The organism is Salinicola socius, assembly GCF_001937195.1.
In the GTDB taxonomy this organism is placed as follows: domain Bacteria; phylum Pseudomonadota; class Gammaproteobacteria; order Pseudomonadales; family Halomonadaceae; genus Salinicola; species Salinicola socius.
In genome coordinates, this window is record NZ_MSDO01000019.1 from 100,845 (window position 1) to 116,229 (window position 15,385).

At 64.3% G+C, this 15,385-nt stretch carries 13 protein-coding genes and 1 other RNA gene; 3 read left to right on the forward strand and 11 right to left on the reverse strand.

What is annotated here, in order from left to right; translation table 11 throughout:
* Window positions 1–34: 34 nt before the first annotated feature.
* The 11 genes from murG to rsmI all read right to left on the reverse strand — a co-directional run bounded on the left by murG (window position 35) and on the right by rsmI (window position 12,185).
* A complete protein-coding gene (gene murG, locus BTW07_RS12835; protein ID WP_075570568.1) occupies window positions 35–1,120 on the reverse strand; it encodes an undecaprenyldiphospho-muramoylpentapeptide beta-N-acetylglucosaminyltransferase in 1,086 nt (361 codons plus the stop codon).
* Complete coding sequence (gene ftsW, locus BTW07_RS12840) at window positions 1,117–2,334, reverse strand: putative lipid II flippase FtsW (protein WP_232823869.1); 1,218 nt, start codon at window positions 2,332–2,334, stop codon at window positions 1,117–1,119. The genes murG and ftsW overlap by 4 nt, the downstream gene beginning before the upstream one ends.
* Window positions 2,328–3,740, reverse strand: coding sequence for a UDP-N-acetylmuramoyl-L-alanine--D-glutamate ligase (gene murD / locus BTW07_RS12845; protein ID WP_083941843.1), 1,413 nt, complete (start codon window positions 3,738–3,740; stop codon window positions 2,328–2,330). Before murD ends, ftsW begins: the two co-directional genes overlap by 7 nt.
* A 4-nt stretch (window positions 3,741–3,744) precedes the next feature.
* On the reverse strand, window positions 3,745–4,827 hold the full coding sequence (mraY, locus tag BTW07_RS12850) for a phospho-N-acetylmuramoyl-pentapeptide-transferase (RefSeq protein ID WP_075570569.1): 1,083 nt from the start codon (window positions 4,825–4,827) through the stop codon (window positions 3,745–3,747).
* Between the two features lie 9 nt (window positions 4,828–4,836).
* Complete coding sequence (locus BTW07_RS12855; protein ID WP_075570570.1) at window positions 4,837–6,192, reverse strand: UDP-N-acetylmuramoyl-tripeptide--D-alanyl-D-alanine ligase; 1,356 nt, start codon at window positions 6,190–6,192, stop codon at window positions 4,837–4,839.
* Window positions 6,189–7,721 (reverse strand): UDP-N-acetylmuramoyl-L-alanyl-D-glutamate--2,6-diaminopimelate ligase, encoded by a 1,533-nt coding sequence (locus tag BTW07_RS12860; RefSeq protein ID WP_075570571.1) that lies wholly within the window; start codon window positions 7,719–7,721, stop codon window positions 6,189–6,191. The genes BTW07_RS12855 and BTW07_RS12860 overlap by 4 nt, the downstream gene beginning before the upstream one ends.
* Complete coding sequence (locus BTW07_RS12865) at window positions 7,718–9,448, reverse strand: peptidoglycan D,D-transpeptidase FtsI family protein (protein ID WP_075570572.1); 1,731 nt, start codon at window positions 9,446–9,448, stop codon at window positions 7,718–7,720. The genes BTW07_RS12860 and BTW07_RS12865 overlap by 4 nt, the downstream gene beginning before the upstream one ends.
* Entirely contained in the window at window positions 9,445–9,774 is a 330-nt protein-coding gene (gene ftsL, locus BTW07_RS12870) for a cell division protein FtsL (protein WP_075570573.1), read from the reverse strand. Before ftsL ends, BTW07_RS12865 begins: the two co-directional genes overlap by 4 nt.
* An 8-nt stretch (window positions 9,775–9,782) precedes the next feature.
* Entirely contained in the window at window positions 9,783–10,784 is a 1,002-nt protein-coding gene (gene rsmH, locus BTW07_RS12875; RefSeq protein WP_075570574.1) for a 16S rRNA (cytosine(1402)-N(4))-methyltransferase RsmH, read from the reverse strand.
* Window positions 10,785–10,815: 31 nt separating this feature from the next.
* Window positions 10,816–11,166, reverse strand: an RNA gene (rnpB, locus tag BTW07_RS12880) — RNase P RNA component class A.
* A gap of 164 nt (window positions 11,167–11,330) precedes the next feature.
* Window positions 11,331–12,185 carry a 16S rRNA (cytidine(1402)-2'-O)-methyltransferase gene (gene rsmI, locus BTW07_RS12885; RefSeq protein ID WP_075570575.1) on the reverse strand — a complete coding sequence of 285 codons (855 nt, stop codon included), beginning with the start codon at window positions 12,183–12,185 and terminating at the stop codon, window positions 11,331–11,333.
* 314 nt (window positions 12,186–12,499) lie between these two features.
* On the opposite strand from rsmI, the gene BTW07_RS12895 reads away from it, so the two are divergent.
* From BTW07_RS12895 to BTW07_RS12905, 3 genes are read left to right on the forward strand one after another with little or no spacing between them, the layout of a single operon-like run.
* The gene (locus BTW07_RS12895; protein ID WP_075570577.1) at window positions 12,500–14,377 is read left to right on the forward strand and encodes a penicillin-binding protein activator; all 1,878 of its coding nucleotides are present in this window, start codon (window positions 12,500–12,502) and stop codon (window positions 14,375–14,377) included.
* Complete coding sequence (locus BTW07_RS12900; protein WP_075570578.1) at window positions 14,361–14,765, forward strand: YraN family protein; 405 nt, start codon at window positions 14,361–14,363, stop codon at window positions 14,763–14,765. Before BTW07_RS12895 ends, BTW07_RS12900 begins: the two co-directional genes overlap by 17 nt.
* 22 nt (window positions 14,766–14,787) lie before the next feature.
* On the forward strand, window positions 14,788–15,381 hold the full coding sequence (locus BTW07_RS12905) for a phosphoheptose isomerase (RefSeq protein ID WP_075570579.1): 594 nt from the start codon (window positions 14,788–14,790) through the stop codon (window positions 15,379–15,381).
* Window positions 15,382–15,385 lie beyond the last annotated feature (4 nt).

Sequence of the window (15,385 nt, forward strand, 5' to 3'; positions counted from 1 at the left end):
GCCGAGATGCGAGCGCGCCGGGCGTGTCTGAATGCTATCGCTCAAAACCAATCTCCATGCAGCCGTCGACCAGGCGTTCGACGGCATCGAGGTGGGCTACCCGGCGTGCCTGGACGGCCATCCGCGCCAGCACGTCGGGCTGTAAAAGTGACTCGAGCGCCGCCTGCAAACGCTCGGGGGTGAGCTCGGATTGCTGTATCAGCTCCGCGCCACCGGCATCGACCAGATGGCTCGCATTGTGGGTCTGATGATCATCGACCGCGTGCGGAAATGGCACCAGCAACGACGGCTTGGCTGCCGCCGTCAGTTCGGCAATGGTCAGCGCGCCGGCGCGACAGACGATGATATCCGCCCAGTCATAGGCCTCGGCCATCTCGTCGATGAAGGCGCTGACCTCCGCCTCGACACCCGCAGAACGGTAGGCTTCAAGGGTGACCTCGTCCTTGTCCCGCCCGGCCTGATGCCGCACTTGCGGACGTGCTGCCGGCTCCAGCGACGCCAGCGCCACCGGCAATTTCTGGTTGAGCGACTGCGCGCCCAGCGAGCCGCCCAGCACCAGCAACCGCAGGGCGCGACCACTCATCTGCGCCGCGGTCCTGGGCCGCTCGCCCAACGCGGCGATATCCTCGCGCACCGGATTCCCCACCACCTCGGCCCTGTCGCCGGGAAAGGCCCCGGGAAACGCCGCATAGACGCGCGTGGCCAGACGGGCGAGCGAGCGGTTGGTCAATCCGGCGACGGCGTTCTGCTCGTGCACGACCAACGGCTTGCCGCTCAAGCGTGCGGCCAGACCGCCGGGGCCGCTGGCGAATCCCCCCAGACCGACGACCAACTGGGGGTCGAAACGACGAATCACCTGGCGCGACTGCCAGACGGCGCGCGTCAAACGCCACGGAATCGCCAGCCATCCAGCCAGGCCATTGCCGCGCAAGCCAGCGATCTCGATCCGATTGAGCGGGATGCCGGCGGCGGGAACGAGACGATTCTCGATTCCCCGCGGGCTGCCCAGCCACTCGATAGCCACGCCGCGATCGCTCAGGGCCTTGGCAAGCGACAGCGCCGGGACCACGTGCCCTCCCGTCCCGCCAGCCATGATCAGTACCCGTTTCAGTTCGCTCATAGGGTCGGCTCCACCGCCTCGCCCGGGGGCCGGGTGTCATCTTCGCTTCCGGCCGAGGGTTTCGGCCGCCGCTGCAGCCGTCTGACCTCGACGTCGACGCGAAACAGTATCGCCATCATGATCCCGCTAATGATGAGACTCGAGCCACCATAACTCAAAAGCGGTAGCGTCAAGCCCTTGGTCGGCAGCATGCCGGAACTCACCGAGATGTTGATGAATGCCTGGGCCCCGATCACCAGAGCGATCCCGTAACAGAGATACGCCGCAAACGGGATACCGGCCAATTCGGCCTTGCGCCCGATCCGGAAAGCGCGAAACACCAGCAGTGCGAACAGCAGGATGACTCCCACGGCGCCGAACAATCCCAGTTCCTCGGCAAGCACGGCAAACACGAAATCGGTATGCGCCTCGGGCAGATAGAAGAGTTTCTGGACGCTATTGCCAAGCCCCAGCCCGAACCAGTGACCACGACCGAAGGCGATCAGCGCCTGGGTTAGCTGATAGCCGGTGTTGTATTGGTCCGCCCACGGATTGGCGAAGCTGGTGATGCGTTGCAGACGATAGGGCTCCGCCACCGCCAGCATGACCGCGCCGGAGCCGACGATGGCCAGGATCAGCAGGAACCGCCACAGCGGCGCCCCCGAAAGCAGCAGCATGCCCATGACGCAGCCGGTCAATACCACGACCGCACCATAGTCCGGCTCGAGAATCAGCAGAAAACCGATCAGCGCCATGACCGCCAGCGGTCGCATGAACGCGCCCCAGCTCCGACGCACCTCCGGCAGGAAACGTTCGAGATAGCCGGCGACGTAAACGATCAGACACAGCTTGGCGACTTCCGACGCCTGAACGTTGATGATGCCGAGCGAAATCCAGCGCCGGCTGCCGTTGATCTCGCGGCCGACGATCAGCACCGTGAACAACAGCAACAGCGCCACGATCAGCATCAGCGGCCCTTTCTGACGCCACCAGTCCAGCGGCAGGCGTACCGCCACCAGCCCGACGCCGATCGACGCCAGCACGAAAATGCCGTGACGAATGCTGAAGTAGTATGGGTTGCCGGTAAGACTGGCGGCGATTTCGGTAGAGGCGGAGGTCACCATCACCCAGCCGATCAGCATCAACGACAGCGTCGACAGCAAAAGCCAGCCGTCGAATGACTGATGTCGCGTGGTCAGCCGCGCCTGCGACGTCTTCACCATGGCTTTCAACATTCGGCTTCCTGCCCTTGTTCGAGCTGCCCTTGGTCAAGAAGCGCGCGAAACGCCTCGCCGCGCGCCATGTAGTTGGGAAACTGATCGAGACTCGCACAGGCCGGCGACAGCAGCACGCAATCTCCGGCCTCGGCGATCGATGCCGCCCGCTGCACGGCCTGTGCCAGCGTATCGACGCGATGCGTTGCCACCCGATCCTGCAGCGCCGCCACCAGCTGAGGCGCGTCCTGCCCGAAAACGATCGCTTCGCGGGCGTGTTGCGCGAGCGGCGCCGCCAGCGGCGTGAAGTCCGCCCCCTTGCCGACACCGCCGCCGATCCAGATCAATTGGCCGGTCAGGGTCTCGCCAAGGCCGGCAATCGCCGCCAGCGTTGCGCCAACGTTGGTGCCTTTGGAATCGTTGATCCAGCGCACCCCGCCGCGCTCGGCCACGATCTCGCCACGGTGCGGCAAGCCGGCGAAACGGTCCAGTACATCACGCATGAGCGCCTGCGGTATCCCGATGACATGCCCGATCGCCAGGGCCGCCAGCGCGTTGGCCTGATTGTGACGCCCAGCCAGACGCAGTTCGCTAACCGGCATCAGCGGTTTCCGGCCATGGCACAGCCACTCGTCGCCTTCGAGGTCCGAGATGCCCCAAGCTCCGCCTGCCGGCGTTCGTGTGGTGAACCGCTCGCAAGGGATCGAGGTGTCGTCGGGCCAGGTGGCCGCATCGTCGGCATTGACGACGACGTGCGCCGCGCCCTCGAAAACACGCGCCTTCGCCTGACGATAGCCGGCCATGTCTCCATGTCGATCGAGATGATCGGCGGACAAATTCAGGAAAGCGGCGCAGATCGCCCCCAGTCCCTCGAGCGTTTCCAGCTGAAAGCTCGAGAGCTCCAGCACGAAAAGCTCGGTGTCGGGCTGATCGATCAGCAGATCCAGCGCGGCGTCTCCCAGGTTGCCGCCCACGGCCACACGCTTACCGGCCCGCCGCGCCATCTCGCCGACCAGCGTGGTCACGGTGGATTTGGCATTCGACCCGGTGATGGCCACGATCGGCGCCCTGCAGTGGCGAGCGAACAGCGCGATCTCGCCGAGGACGCGCTCCCGCACCCTGTTCAAGCCGGACGCCTCGAGATCGACGCCGGGGCTGACGACGATGTCGTCGAACGTGCGCAGGTCCAGGGCGTCAAGGCTGCCGAGATGGATCTCGACATCCGGGAACGACGCCCGGAACGCCTCGATGCCGGGCGGCGAGACTCGGGTGTCGGCGAGCATGAATCGCTCGCCCCGATGCGTCAGAAAACGGGCGATGGCGCGGCCGGATATGCCCAGCCCGACCACCAGCCAAGGCGTCGCGGGCGGGTGAGCAGAGACTTTCAGAGACGTCGAGGCCGACTTGGCAGGCACCTGTTCGGTCATGACATCAACGCAGTTTCAGCGTCGCCAGTCCCAGCAGGACCAGCATGACGGTGACGATCCAGAACCGCACGATCACTCGCGGCTCCGGCCAGCCCTGGAGCTCGAAGTGGTGATGCAACGGTGCCATGCGGAAGATACGCCGCCCGGTCAGCTTGTAGGAACCGACCTGAAGGATGACCGAGACCGTCTCCATCACGAAGACGCCGCCCATGATGAACAGCACGATCTCCTGGCGCACGATCACCGCGACGATACCCAGCGCCGCGCCCAGTGCCAGCGCACCGACATCGCCCATGAACACCTGGGCGGGATAAGTGTTGAACCACAGGAATCCAAGCCCCGCGCCGGCGATGGTGCCACAGAACACGGCCAGCTCACCGGCACCGGGCACTTCCGGAATATGCAGGTAATTGGCGAAGACGGCGTTGCCGCTGGCATAGGCGAATACCGCCAGCCCCATCGAGACCAGCACCGTCGGCATGATCGCCAGGCCATCGAGACCATCGGTCAGGTTGACCGCATTGGAACTCCCCACGATGACGAGGTAACTCAGCACGATGTAGAACACACCCAGCGGAATCACCACATCCTTGAACAGCGGCACGATCAAGCTGGTCTCGACCGGACTTGCCGCGGTGAAATAGAGAATCAGCGAAGCGCCGAGGCCGATCACCGACTGCCAGAAATACTTCCAGCGTGCCGGTAGCCCGCGAGGATTTTTCTCTACCACCTTGCGGAAGTCGTCGACCCAGCCGATGGCGCCGAAACCCAACGTCACCGCCAGCACCAGCCACACGTAATGGTTGGTCAGATCGCCCCACAGCAGTGTACTGACCGCGATGGAGACCAGGATCAACGCGCCGCCCATGGTCGGCGTTCCTGCCTTGGACAGATGCGACTGCGGGCCATCGTCACGCACCGCCTGGCCGATCTGGCGCTCGACCAGACGCTTGATCATCTGCGGACCCATCCACAGACTCAAGAAAAGCGCCGTCAGCGTGCCCAGAATCACGCGCAGCGTCAGGTATCCGAAAACATTGAAAGCACTTTGAAAATGGGTCAGCAGTTCAGCCAGAAAAAGCAGCATGAGTCAGATTCACCTTGAGGCATCATCACGCAGCGCGGCGACGAGTCTTTCCATGCCGGCACTGCGCGAACCCTTGACCAGCACGCTGGCCCGGGAAGGAAGCTGATCCTGTGCAAAACGCTCGAGCGTTGCCCAGTCATCGAAATGATGGCCTTCGTGACCGAAGGCCTCGGTTGCGGCACGTGCCGGTTCCCCGTACGTGCCCAGAAAATCGATACCGAGATCGAGCGCGCATCGCCCGATCTCGGCATGTAACCGTTCGGAATCGCGTCCCATCTCACCCATCGCGCCGAGGAAGCACCAGCGCGGGGCGGGGAGCGACGCGAGCGTTTCAAGTGCCGCTCGCATCGCACCGGGGTTGGCGTTATAGCTATCGTCGATGACGACCCCGCCGCGTAGACCTTTGACCACCTGCATTCGCCCGGACATGCTGCGGCAAGCTTCGAGGCCGGTCGCGATTTCCGCGGCGCCGAAGCCGAGCGCATAGGTGGCGGCCGCGGCGGCCAGGGCGTTGCGCACGTTGTGCCGGCCCATCAACGAAAGCGCGATACGGACCGACGCTTCGCCCGGCAAACAAAGCGTGAAAGCATAACGCCCGCCAGAGTCACAAGCCAGATCGCGGGCCATGACGCTGGCATCAGCGTCGATGGCAAAGTCGATGACTCGAGCCCGCCCCGACAGCGTCCGCCAGACCGGAAAATAGGTCTCGTCACGATCGAGAACGGCGCAACCGTCGATCGACAGCCCGGCCAGAATTTCGCCCTTGGCCTGCGCGATCTGCCCCATGCCGCCGAACTCACCGACATGCGCGCCGGTGACATTGGTAATGACGGCCACCTGCGGCCTCGCCTGCGCCGTGGTCCAGGCGATTTCGCCCAGGTGATTGGCACCCAGCTCGATCGCCGCATAACGATGTTCGGCGGTGAGCTCGAGCAGCGTGAGCGGCGCACCGATGTCATTGTTCAGATTGCCCCGCGTCGCCAGCGTCGGCGAGCGCCGGCTCAGTATCGAGGCGAGCATCTCCTTGACCGTGGTCTTGCCACTGTTACCGGTCACCGCGATCAACTTGCCGTCCCAGGCGAGCCGGTGCGCCCGCGCCAGCAGCCCCAGCGCCAGACGCGTATCCGGCACCTGGATCTGCGCCAACGGGTCATCCACCGGATATGACACAACGGCGCCGATCGCGCCTTTTTCACGCGCCTGGGCCAGAAAATCGTGGGCATCGAAACGCTCGCCCTGCAGCGCCACCAACAGGTCACCGGGCAGAAGCGCTCGGGTATCGGTGACGATCCGCATCACCGCGGCGTCTGCCCCCTTGAGCGAGGCGCCGAGACGCGCGGCAACAGCGCTGAGCTTGTCGCTCATGCGGTTGTCTCCCGCACCTGACATAGCGAGGTCGCGACATCGACATCGCTGAACGGATGCCGCACGCCGGCGATCTCCTGATAGTCTTCGTGGCCTTTGCCGGCGATCAGCACGATATCGTTGGGTCTGGCCGCTTCGATGACGCGCTCGAGCGCCCGACGTCGGCCATCGACGGACCAGACGAGCGCCTGCGCCGCTGGCGACAAGCCAGCGACGATCTGGTCACGGATGAATGCCGGATCCTCGCTGCGCGGATTGTCATCGGTGACCACGATGCGGTCTGCCAGCCTCTCGGCCACGCCGGCCATCAGCGGACGCTTGCCGCTATCTCGATCACCGCCGCAACCGAACACGCACCAGAGCTCGCCACCGTCCTGGCTCGGCAGATGCGCGCGCAAGGCGGACAGCGCGTTCTCCAGCGCATCCGGAGTGTGCGCATAGTCCACCACCACGATGGGCGCGGTGGCATCGGCCCCGCACGGCAATCGCTGCATGCGCCCCGGCACCGGCTGCAGCTGTGCGGCGGCCTGCCAGAGCGATTCCAGCGAGTATCCCAGCCCGTAGAGTGTCGTCATCGCCGATAACGTATTGTCGAGGTTGAAACGCCCCATCAACGGCAGTTCGAGAACGCCCTCGTTGTCGGGTGTCGCGACGATAGCGCGCAGGCCATTGGGCAAGCTTTCACAGTCGACGACACGCAGCGTCGTGGCGTCGCTGCTACCGGTCGCCAACACCCTGACCCCTTGCCGCAGACCCGCCAACATCAGCCGCGCCAGCGGATCGTCGCCGTTGACGACCGCCAGCTTTAGCGTCTCGCGCCTGAACAGTCGCGCCTTCGCCGCCGCGTAAGCCGCCATGCTGCCGTGATAGTCGAGATGATCGCGACTCAGGTTGGTGAAGACGGCGGCGTCGATTCGGGTATCGCCCAGTCGCTCCTGTGCCAACGCATGAGACGAAATCTCCATCGCCACGACGCCGACCCCATCCATCGCCATTTCACCCAGCATCTGCTGCAGCGCCAGCGCACCCGGCGTGGTCTGCACTGCGGGGCGCACCGCGCCGGGCCGACCATACCCTAGCGTACCGATCACGCCGGCCGGGGTACCGAGTCTTTCCAGCAGCGCGGCGATATAGTGGGTCACCGAACTCTTGCCGTTGGTGCCGGTCACTCCGATCAGCGTCAGTGACTCCGGCACGTCGAACAGCCGACGACCCAGCGCTGCCTGCTGCTGCGTCAGCCCGGGCATGGCGAGCACCCGCGCATCCGCCCGCCATTTGGGATCGAGCCCGTCGGCCTCGCATAGCACGCCCGCAGCGCCCGCCTGCAGTGCTTCCCCGATGAACTGCCGCCCGTCGGTTCCGACTCCCGGCACCGCCACGAACAGCTCGCCGGCCTTTAGCTGTCGGCTATCCAGGACCAGCGTCGCGTCAGACGATTCCGGTAGCCAGGACGCCAGTCGCTCAGGTCTCGCGACTTCAGGCCAGAGCGAGGTCAACGCGGTCGCGAGCGTCGCGGTGTCGATTCTCATGGCTTGGACTCCTGTTCCGCCCCGTCGGACGGTGCATCGGGAGGGACATCGAGCAACCGCAAGGCGCTGCCGACGACGCGACTGAACACCGGAGCGGCGACCAGACCAACGTAGTAGTCACCCTTCTTGGGGTTGTCGATCATCACCACGGTGACGATACGCGGATTGGATGCCGGGGCAATACCGGCGAACAGCCCGCGGTATTCGACTTCCTGATACCCCGTGCTGGTCACCTTGCGCACCGTGCCGGTCTTGCCGGCGATCTGGTAGCCGGGCACCATCGCCAGATGCCCGCCCGCATTGGGTTGAACGATCTCTTCCATCATCGCCAGCAGTTCGTGGGCGATACGCGGCGAAATCACCTGCTCGCCGTCCGGATCCCCATTGAGCTTGAGCAGCGACGGCGACAGCCGTTTGCCATCGTTGGCAATCGCGGTATAGGCGCTCGCCAGCTGCAACGGCGTCACGGCAACACCGTAGCCGTAGGCCATCGCCGCCTGGGCGCTGCGCGGAAGGTTGACCTGCGATGGCAGACTGCCGCTGTTCTCCCCCGGGAAACCGGTGCCGGGAGACTGGCCCAGCCCCAGCTCGCGATAGCGATTCCAGATCGCATCCTTGGGTAGCGTCAGGGCAATGTGCGACATGCCGATATTGGAGGAGTGCAGCAGGCTTCCCGCCGGCGTGAGTTTGCCGTAGTTGCGAAAATCGCGAATGGTGTAGCCATCCACCACCATCCAGCCAGGCGAGGTATCGATGATGCTTTCCGGCGTGAACTGATCGGAAGCGAGGGCTGCCGACATCGCCAGCGGCTTCATCACCGAGCCGGGCTCGATGGCATCGGTGATCGCCTGGTTGCGCAGCCCGCGAACATCGACATCGCTGCGATTGTTGGGGTTGTAGGATGGCAGGTTGGCCATCGCCAGCACCTCGCCGGAACGCGCATCCAGCATCACCAGCGAACCGCCGTCGGCATCGTTCTGACGGATCCCCGCTGCCAACTCCCGATAAGCCATGTACTGCAGCCGCAGATCGATCGACAGGGTCAGATCGCCGCCGGGCTTGGCCTCTTCGATCAGGTGCAGATCGCGGACCAGATGCCCCTTGCGATCCTTGAGCACGCGCCGCTTGCCGGGCTGACCGGTGAGATAGCGATTGTAGGCAAGCTCCAGCCCCTCCTGCCCCTTGTCGTCGACGTTGGTCACGCCGACGAGCTGCGCCGCCACTTCCCCTGCCGGATAGTAGCGCTTGTATTCGTCGCGGGAGTAGACGCCGGGCATCTGCAGATCGAGAACCGGTTTGGCCGCGGCGGGCGTGAGCTGGCGACGCAGATACATGAACTCATGATCGGCGTAGCGCGCGATGCGGTCTTCGAGCTGGCGGGGATCGACCTTCAGCGCCTGCGCCAGCAGGGTCTGCTGGATGGGATCCTTGGGCAGTTCCTGCGGATTGGCCCACAGCGTGACGACGGGCGTCGAGATGGCCAGCGGATCACCGTTGCGGTCACTGATCATCCCGCGATGAGCGCCGATGGTCTCGACTCGCAGGGTGCGCGCATCGCCCTGATTCTGCAGGAAGCTGCGATCGATCACCTGGAGATAGACGACACGCCCCACCAGCGCGGACAGCGCCACCAGAATCACGAGCAGCATGAACCAGTAGCGCCCCGCTCCCAGCGGTGCGTCCGGTCGGCGCTTCCTGTCGGTGGCGGCGCGTCTTGCCGCACTCATGGATGAATCACCTTCACTTCATCGACACTCGGTACGCGCATGTTCAGACGCTTGCTGGCCAACGATTCGATGCGGGCCGGCGAGGACCAGGTGCTTTCCTCGAGGAGCAGGCGCCCCCACTCCGTCTGCAGCGAATCCCGCTGATTCTCCAGCTTCTGCAGTCGGGCGTACTGCACCCGGGTCAGATGCGACGTGCTGATGATGGCCAGCGCCGTTATCAGCAACGCGATGATCACGATACCCAGCAATGAAGCGCGCACTCCCAGGCGTCGCGCAAAGGGCCAGTCACCGGCCTCCAGCAGACTGCGTCGTCCTTGAACGGCCATGTTGCTCCTTATTTCGACGTCTCGGCGACAGGTCCCAGCTTCTCGGCGATGCGCATGACCGCACTGCGCGCGCGCGGGTTCGCTTCGACCTCGCTCTCGCTGGCACGCATTGCCTTGCCTACCGGCTTTAGCCGCTTGTTGAGCTGGTCTTCGCGGATCGGCATGCCACGTGGCAGATGCGTATCCCCGCGTGACTGATCACGGATGAAACGCTTGACCAGCCGGTCCTCCAGCGAGTGAAAACTGATGACGACCAGACGCCCCCCGGTTTCCAACGCATCCAGGCCAACTGCCAGCGCCCGCTCCAGCTGGCCCAGCTCGTCGTTGAGATGAATGCGAATGGCCTGGAAGACCCGCGTCGCGGGATGCTTACCCTTCTCCCAGGCAGGGTGCGCTGCCTTGACGATCTCGGCGAGCCGATGGGTCCGCTCGATCGGCGCCTCCCGTCGCGCCGCGACGATGGCGCGCGCGATGCGCTTGGCGAAACGCTCTTCGCCATAGGTCTTGAAGACCCGCGCCATTTCCTGATCGTCGGTGCGCGCGACCCACTCGGCAGCGCCCATGCCCGAGGTCGGGTCCATGCGCATGTCCAGCGGACCATCACGCAGGAAGCTGAACCCGCGCTCGGGATCGTCCAACTGAGGAGAGGAGACGCCGACATCGAGAAGAATACCGCTCAGACTGCCGTGGACGCCGCACGCTTCGGCGTGACGGTCCAGTTCTGCAAACACGCCACGACACACCGTCAAGCGTGAATCGTCGATCTCTGCAGCGACCTGCAGCGCGGCGGGATCGCGATCGATCGCGATCAGCCGACCCTGGGCGTCGAGCCGCGAGAGAATGGCGCGGGAGTGCCCCCCGCGACCAAAGGTGCCGTCGAGATAGGCGCCGGAGGGGGATTGAATCAACGCCTCCACGGCCCCGTCGAGCAGCACGCTGGTGTGGCGAAAATCGGAACCATTCGCCGCACCGCCTGGGGATGCCTGTGAAGCGTTGTCGCGGTGCTGCATGCAGATCTCGGTGTCGAACGGCGGAAATCGGAGAGGGAGCCGGCCGATAAGCCGGGTTCTGTCTAAGACAGTCATTCATCTAGGAAACGCGTCGCCACGTTTCTCGAGCAACCTACCCGGATCCAGCGCGGGCCGCGCCAACGGATCCCTATTTGGTCTTGCTCCAGGTGGGGTTTACCTTGCCACGCACTGTTGCCAGGCGCGCGGTGCGCTCTTACCGCACCCTTTCACCCTTACCGGCAGCGAATCGCTGCTTAGGCGGTCTACTCTCTGCTGCACTAGCCGTCGGCTTGCGCCGCCCAGGCGTTACCTGGCACCTTGCCCTATGGAGCCCGGACTTTCCTCCCCCGGCAATGCCGGCGGCGACTGTCTGGCCGACTCCCAAGCGCGCAAGAATAACAGCACCCCGTAACCCTCTCAAGACAGCATTGCCGTGCGGGGCAAATGCGTTCACCGATCGAGCCGAACCGTCGCCCAACGCCGACACCCGCGGGCCAGGAAGCGGAGATACGCCCCCCTGTCACCTCGAAAACATCAGCTATCGACCTACGGGTCGGACTTCAGCGCCAGTGCCAGCTGATACCAATGCTTGCGTCGTCCACCGAGCACTCGCACCACGACCGCTGCCGCACTCTTCACGGCAACGCCCTCCGCCAGCATCGCCTGAATCAGGGCCGTGCCCTCGACGTCGTCGGCCGCCTCCTCACGACGGGGCGCGCCAGCCAGCATGACCACGAACTCACCCCGCGCCTGATCGGGATCTTCGTCCATGATTCTCAGCAGCTCGGTGGCAGAGCCATCGAGCAATGTCTCGAAAGTCTTGGTCAGCTCGCGTGCCAGCACCACCTGACGCTCGCCGACCACCGCAGCGATATCCTCGAGCAGATCGCGAATCCGATGAGGCGACTCATAAAAGACTCGCGTTTCTTCCCGTGACGCACCCGCCTCCAGCTGTTTTCGACGCGCGCCGGACTTGGCCGCCAGAAAGCCTTCGAAAGTAAACCGATCCGTCGGCAGGCCGGCCGCACTCAACCCCGCGACCAGCGCGCAAGGGCCAGGAATCGGCACTACGCGACAGCCCGCTCGACGAAGCTCGCGAACCAGGACGAAGCCCGGGTCGGAGATCAAGGGGGTTCCGGCGTCGCTGACCAGCGCCAGCTGCGCGCCGTCGGCCAGACGCTTTCTCAGTTGGTCGACACGTGCCGCCTCATTGTGTTCGTGCAGCGAAATCAGCGGACGCTCGATGCCCAGATGCCGAAGCAGACGCTGCGTGTGGCGCGTGTCTTCAGCAGCGATCGCATCGACCTCGGAAAGAATCCGGCCAGCCCTGGCGCTCAAGTCTTCAAGATTCCCAATCGGCGTAGCGACCACGTACAATACGCCTTCCTTTGTCTCGTTCATTCGGTACCATCCGGATTGACATGCATTCACATCGATGACCGCCGCTGGCAGACTCGATGTTCAGTTCGGCAAGGAAGCCTCCGCGGGGCGGCGAGGGCCGTTCGTCATGGGCTGCAAGACTTCAGCGGAACAGGAACGGGCCGGCGCTGCGGGCAACGCTCGCGAGAATCGTCTCTTCGACAATCGAATCATCGATGACCGAGCGGAACGGCCACCGACGATCAGGCCAGCGATGATCAGGCCAGCGATGATCGACTTATCGATGAGCGGTGCCGACAGCGCCAGACCTCTCAACAAGTAAAGGGAAAGACATTATGCGTTACGCGCTGCGGCGACTTCTCCTGCCTCTGGCGGCCACCCTGGTGCTGGCAGGCTGTGCCGGTCAGAACATGATGCAGGGCAGCAGCGGCCCGAGCGCCCAGGAGCTGCTCGAACAGGCCCAGGGTCAGAGCGGCCAGCAGGCTGCGGCTTCCCGCCTCGAAGCGGCAGATATCCTAGCACGCCAGGGCGACACGGCGCAGGCGCTCCAGATCGCCGGCCAGATCGACAGCAGCCAGCTCGACAGCGGCCAACGGGTCCGCTGGGCCATGGTGCTATCGGATAGCGCACTGGCGGAGAAAGATGGCCAGAGCGTCATCCGTGCCACCGATATCCTCGACAGCACGACCGAGCTGTCCACCGATGACCGGCAGACGCTGCGCTATCGTCGAGGCATGGCGCTGAGCATGATCGGCGAACCGGAAGCCGCGGCTAGGCTGCTGATCGATCTGCAGCGGAACAACGCGCCCTACGAGCTGAACGATGATATCTGGACACCGCTATCCAGCTTGAGTCCGCCCGCGCTGAACGCCCTGGCCGCAACGGGTAACGATCCGATCACCCAGGGCTGGGTGGATCTGGCTCGACTCTACCGCACCAGCGGTGGCGATATTTCCAACCTGTTCGATCGCCTGGATCAGTGGCGCAGCCGCTATCCGGATCATCCGGCCAATCGTCGGCTTCCCAAGGATCTGTCGGCGTTGCGTCAGCTCGAAGGCAATGAGATCGATCGGATCGCGGTGTTTCTGCCAAGCAGCGGTCCGCTGGCCAACATCGCCTCGGCGATCCGACAGGGCCTGGAGACCCGTGCCAGCGACGCGAGAAATCAGGGGGAGCGCACCCCCGGACTGACCTTCATCGATTCCAGCCAGCAGAACATCGACGCCCTCTATGCCCAGGCGACGATGAGCGGCGCCCAGGCAGTGATCGGCCCCCTCGACAAGGACAAGGTCAGCGAGCTCGAGACCCGCAGCGACGTCCCCCTGCCCACGCTCGCTCTCAACTACGGCGAGCATCCGCGCAACCAGGCGACCAACCTGTTCCAGTACGGCCTATCGGCGGAGGACGAAGCGCGCCAGGTCGCCCAGCGCGCCTATCTCGACGGTCACCATCGGGCCGGCATCATGGTGCCCGACAACGAGTGGGGATCGCGCATTCTGGCGGCGTTCCGCCAGACGTGGGAGAGCGATGGCGGCAGCGTCGCCTCGGTCGTCAGTTACGACCCTTCCGGCTCGGTCGCCACGGCAGTGCGCAATCTGCTCAACAGCGATCCCTCCAGCATGGACATGCTGTTCCTGCTGGCACTGCCCAGCTACGCCCGCCAGGTGCCGCCGACGCTGGATTTCTACTACGCCAGCAACCTGCCCATCTACGCCACTTCCCATCTCTACGAGGGTACGCCACAACCTCGGGCCGACCATGACCTGAACGGCGTACAGTTCCTCGACATCCCCTGGATGATCCCGGATGCGGCCGTTGGCGGCACCGACGCCTTGCCTTTCGCCTCCACCTACCAACAGCTCGTGGGGGAAGGTGACCCCGGCCTGCTCAAGCTCAATGCCATGGGCGTCGACGCTTACGAACTGGCCCGCCGCCTGCCGCTGATCCAGGCGTTGCCAAACACCCAGATCTTCGGCGCGACCGGCACGCTGCAGGCTCGCGACGATGGCCGTATCCAGCGCAAGCTGCCATGGGCACTGTTCCAGTCCGGATCGCCGCAACCACTACTGACGACATCTCCCTCGACATCGACCGACTCGCTGCCGAAGCCTGAAGACGGCGCTGCCAACGCGACACCGCAAAGCACTCGGAACTCGTCCAATAGCGATCTGAACGGATTCGCGATGGATGCCGACGATGACAACGCCAACTGATCGCCCGAATCCAGCCAACCGGGCACCCGCGCCCCATCGACGGCAACTCGGTCAGCAGGTCGAACAGGCCGCTGCCCGCTGGCTCGAGACGCAGGGATTGACGCTGATTGCCAGCAACCAGCATGCCAAGGGTGGCGAGATCGATCTGGTGATGCGGGATGGCGATAATCTGGTATTCGTCGAGGTGCGCCACCGACAACGCACGGACTATGGCGACCCGCTGGAGACGATCACCCTCGCCAAACAGCGCCGCATCATCAAGGCCGCGCGTTTTTATCTTCATGCGCAGCGGCTATCATGCCCCTGCCGCTTCGACGTCGTCGGCGTAACCGGAAGCCTTCCCAAGCTCGAATTCGACTGGATTCGCGCCGCCTTCGACGCATATTGACCCAGGCCCTAATAGGCAGCCCATGGATTTTCAGACACGCATACTCGACCTGTTCAACGCCAGCATCGACACCAAGACCTACGCCAGCGAGGTATTGCCGCCGTTCATCGAAGTCGCCAGCCAGATGATGGTTCAATGTCTGGTCAGCGAGGGCAAGATACTTGCCTGCGGCAATGGCGGAAGCGCCGGCGATAGTCAGCATTTTTCTTCCGAGCTGCTCAATCGCTTCGAGCGCGAGCGCCCCAGCTTGCCGGCATTGGCGCTGACGACCGACACCTCGACCCTGACATCGATTGCCAACGATTACAGTTACAACGACGTCTTTTCGAAGCAGATCCGCGCCCTTGGCCAGCCCGGCGATATCCTGCTGGCGATCTCCACCAGCGGCAACTCGGCCAATGTGGTTCAGGCGATCCAGGCCGCCCACGATCGGGAAATGTGTGTCGTCGCATTGACCGGACGCGACGGCGGAGACATGGCCTCTCTGCTTGGCCAGGAGGACTGCGAGATTCGCGTCCCCGCCACCTCCACCGCACGAATTCAGGAAGTTCACCTCTTGGTCATTCACTGTTTGTGTGATCTGATCGACCAACAGCTTTTTGGCAGCAACGAGTGAGACT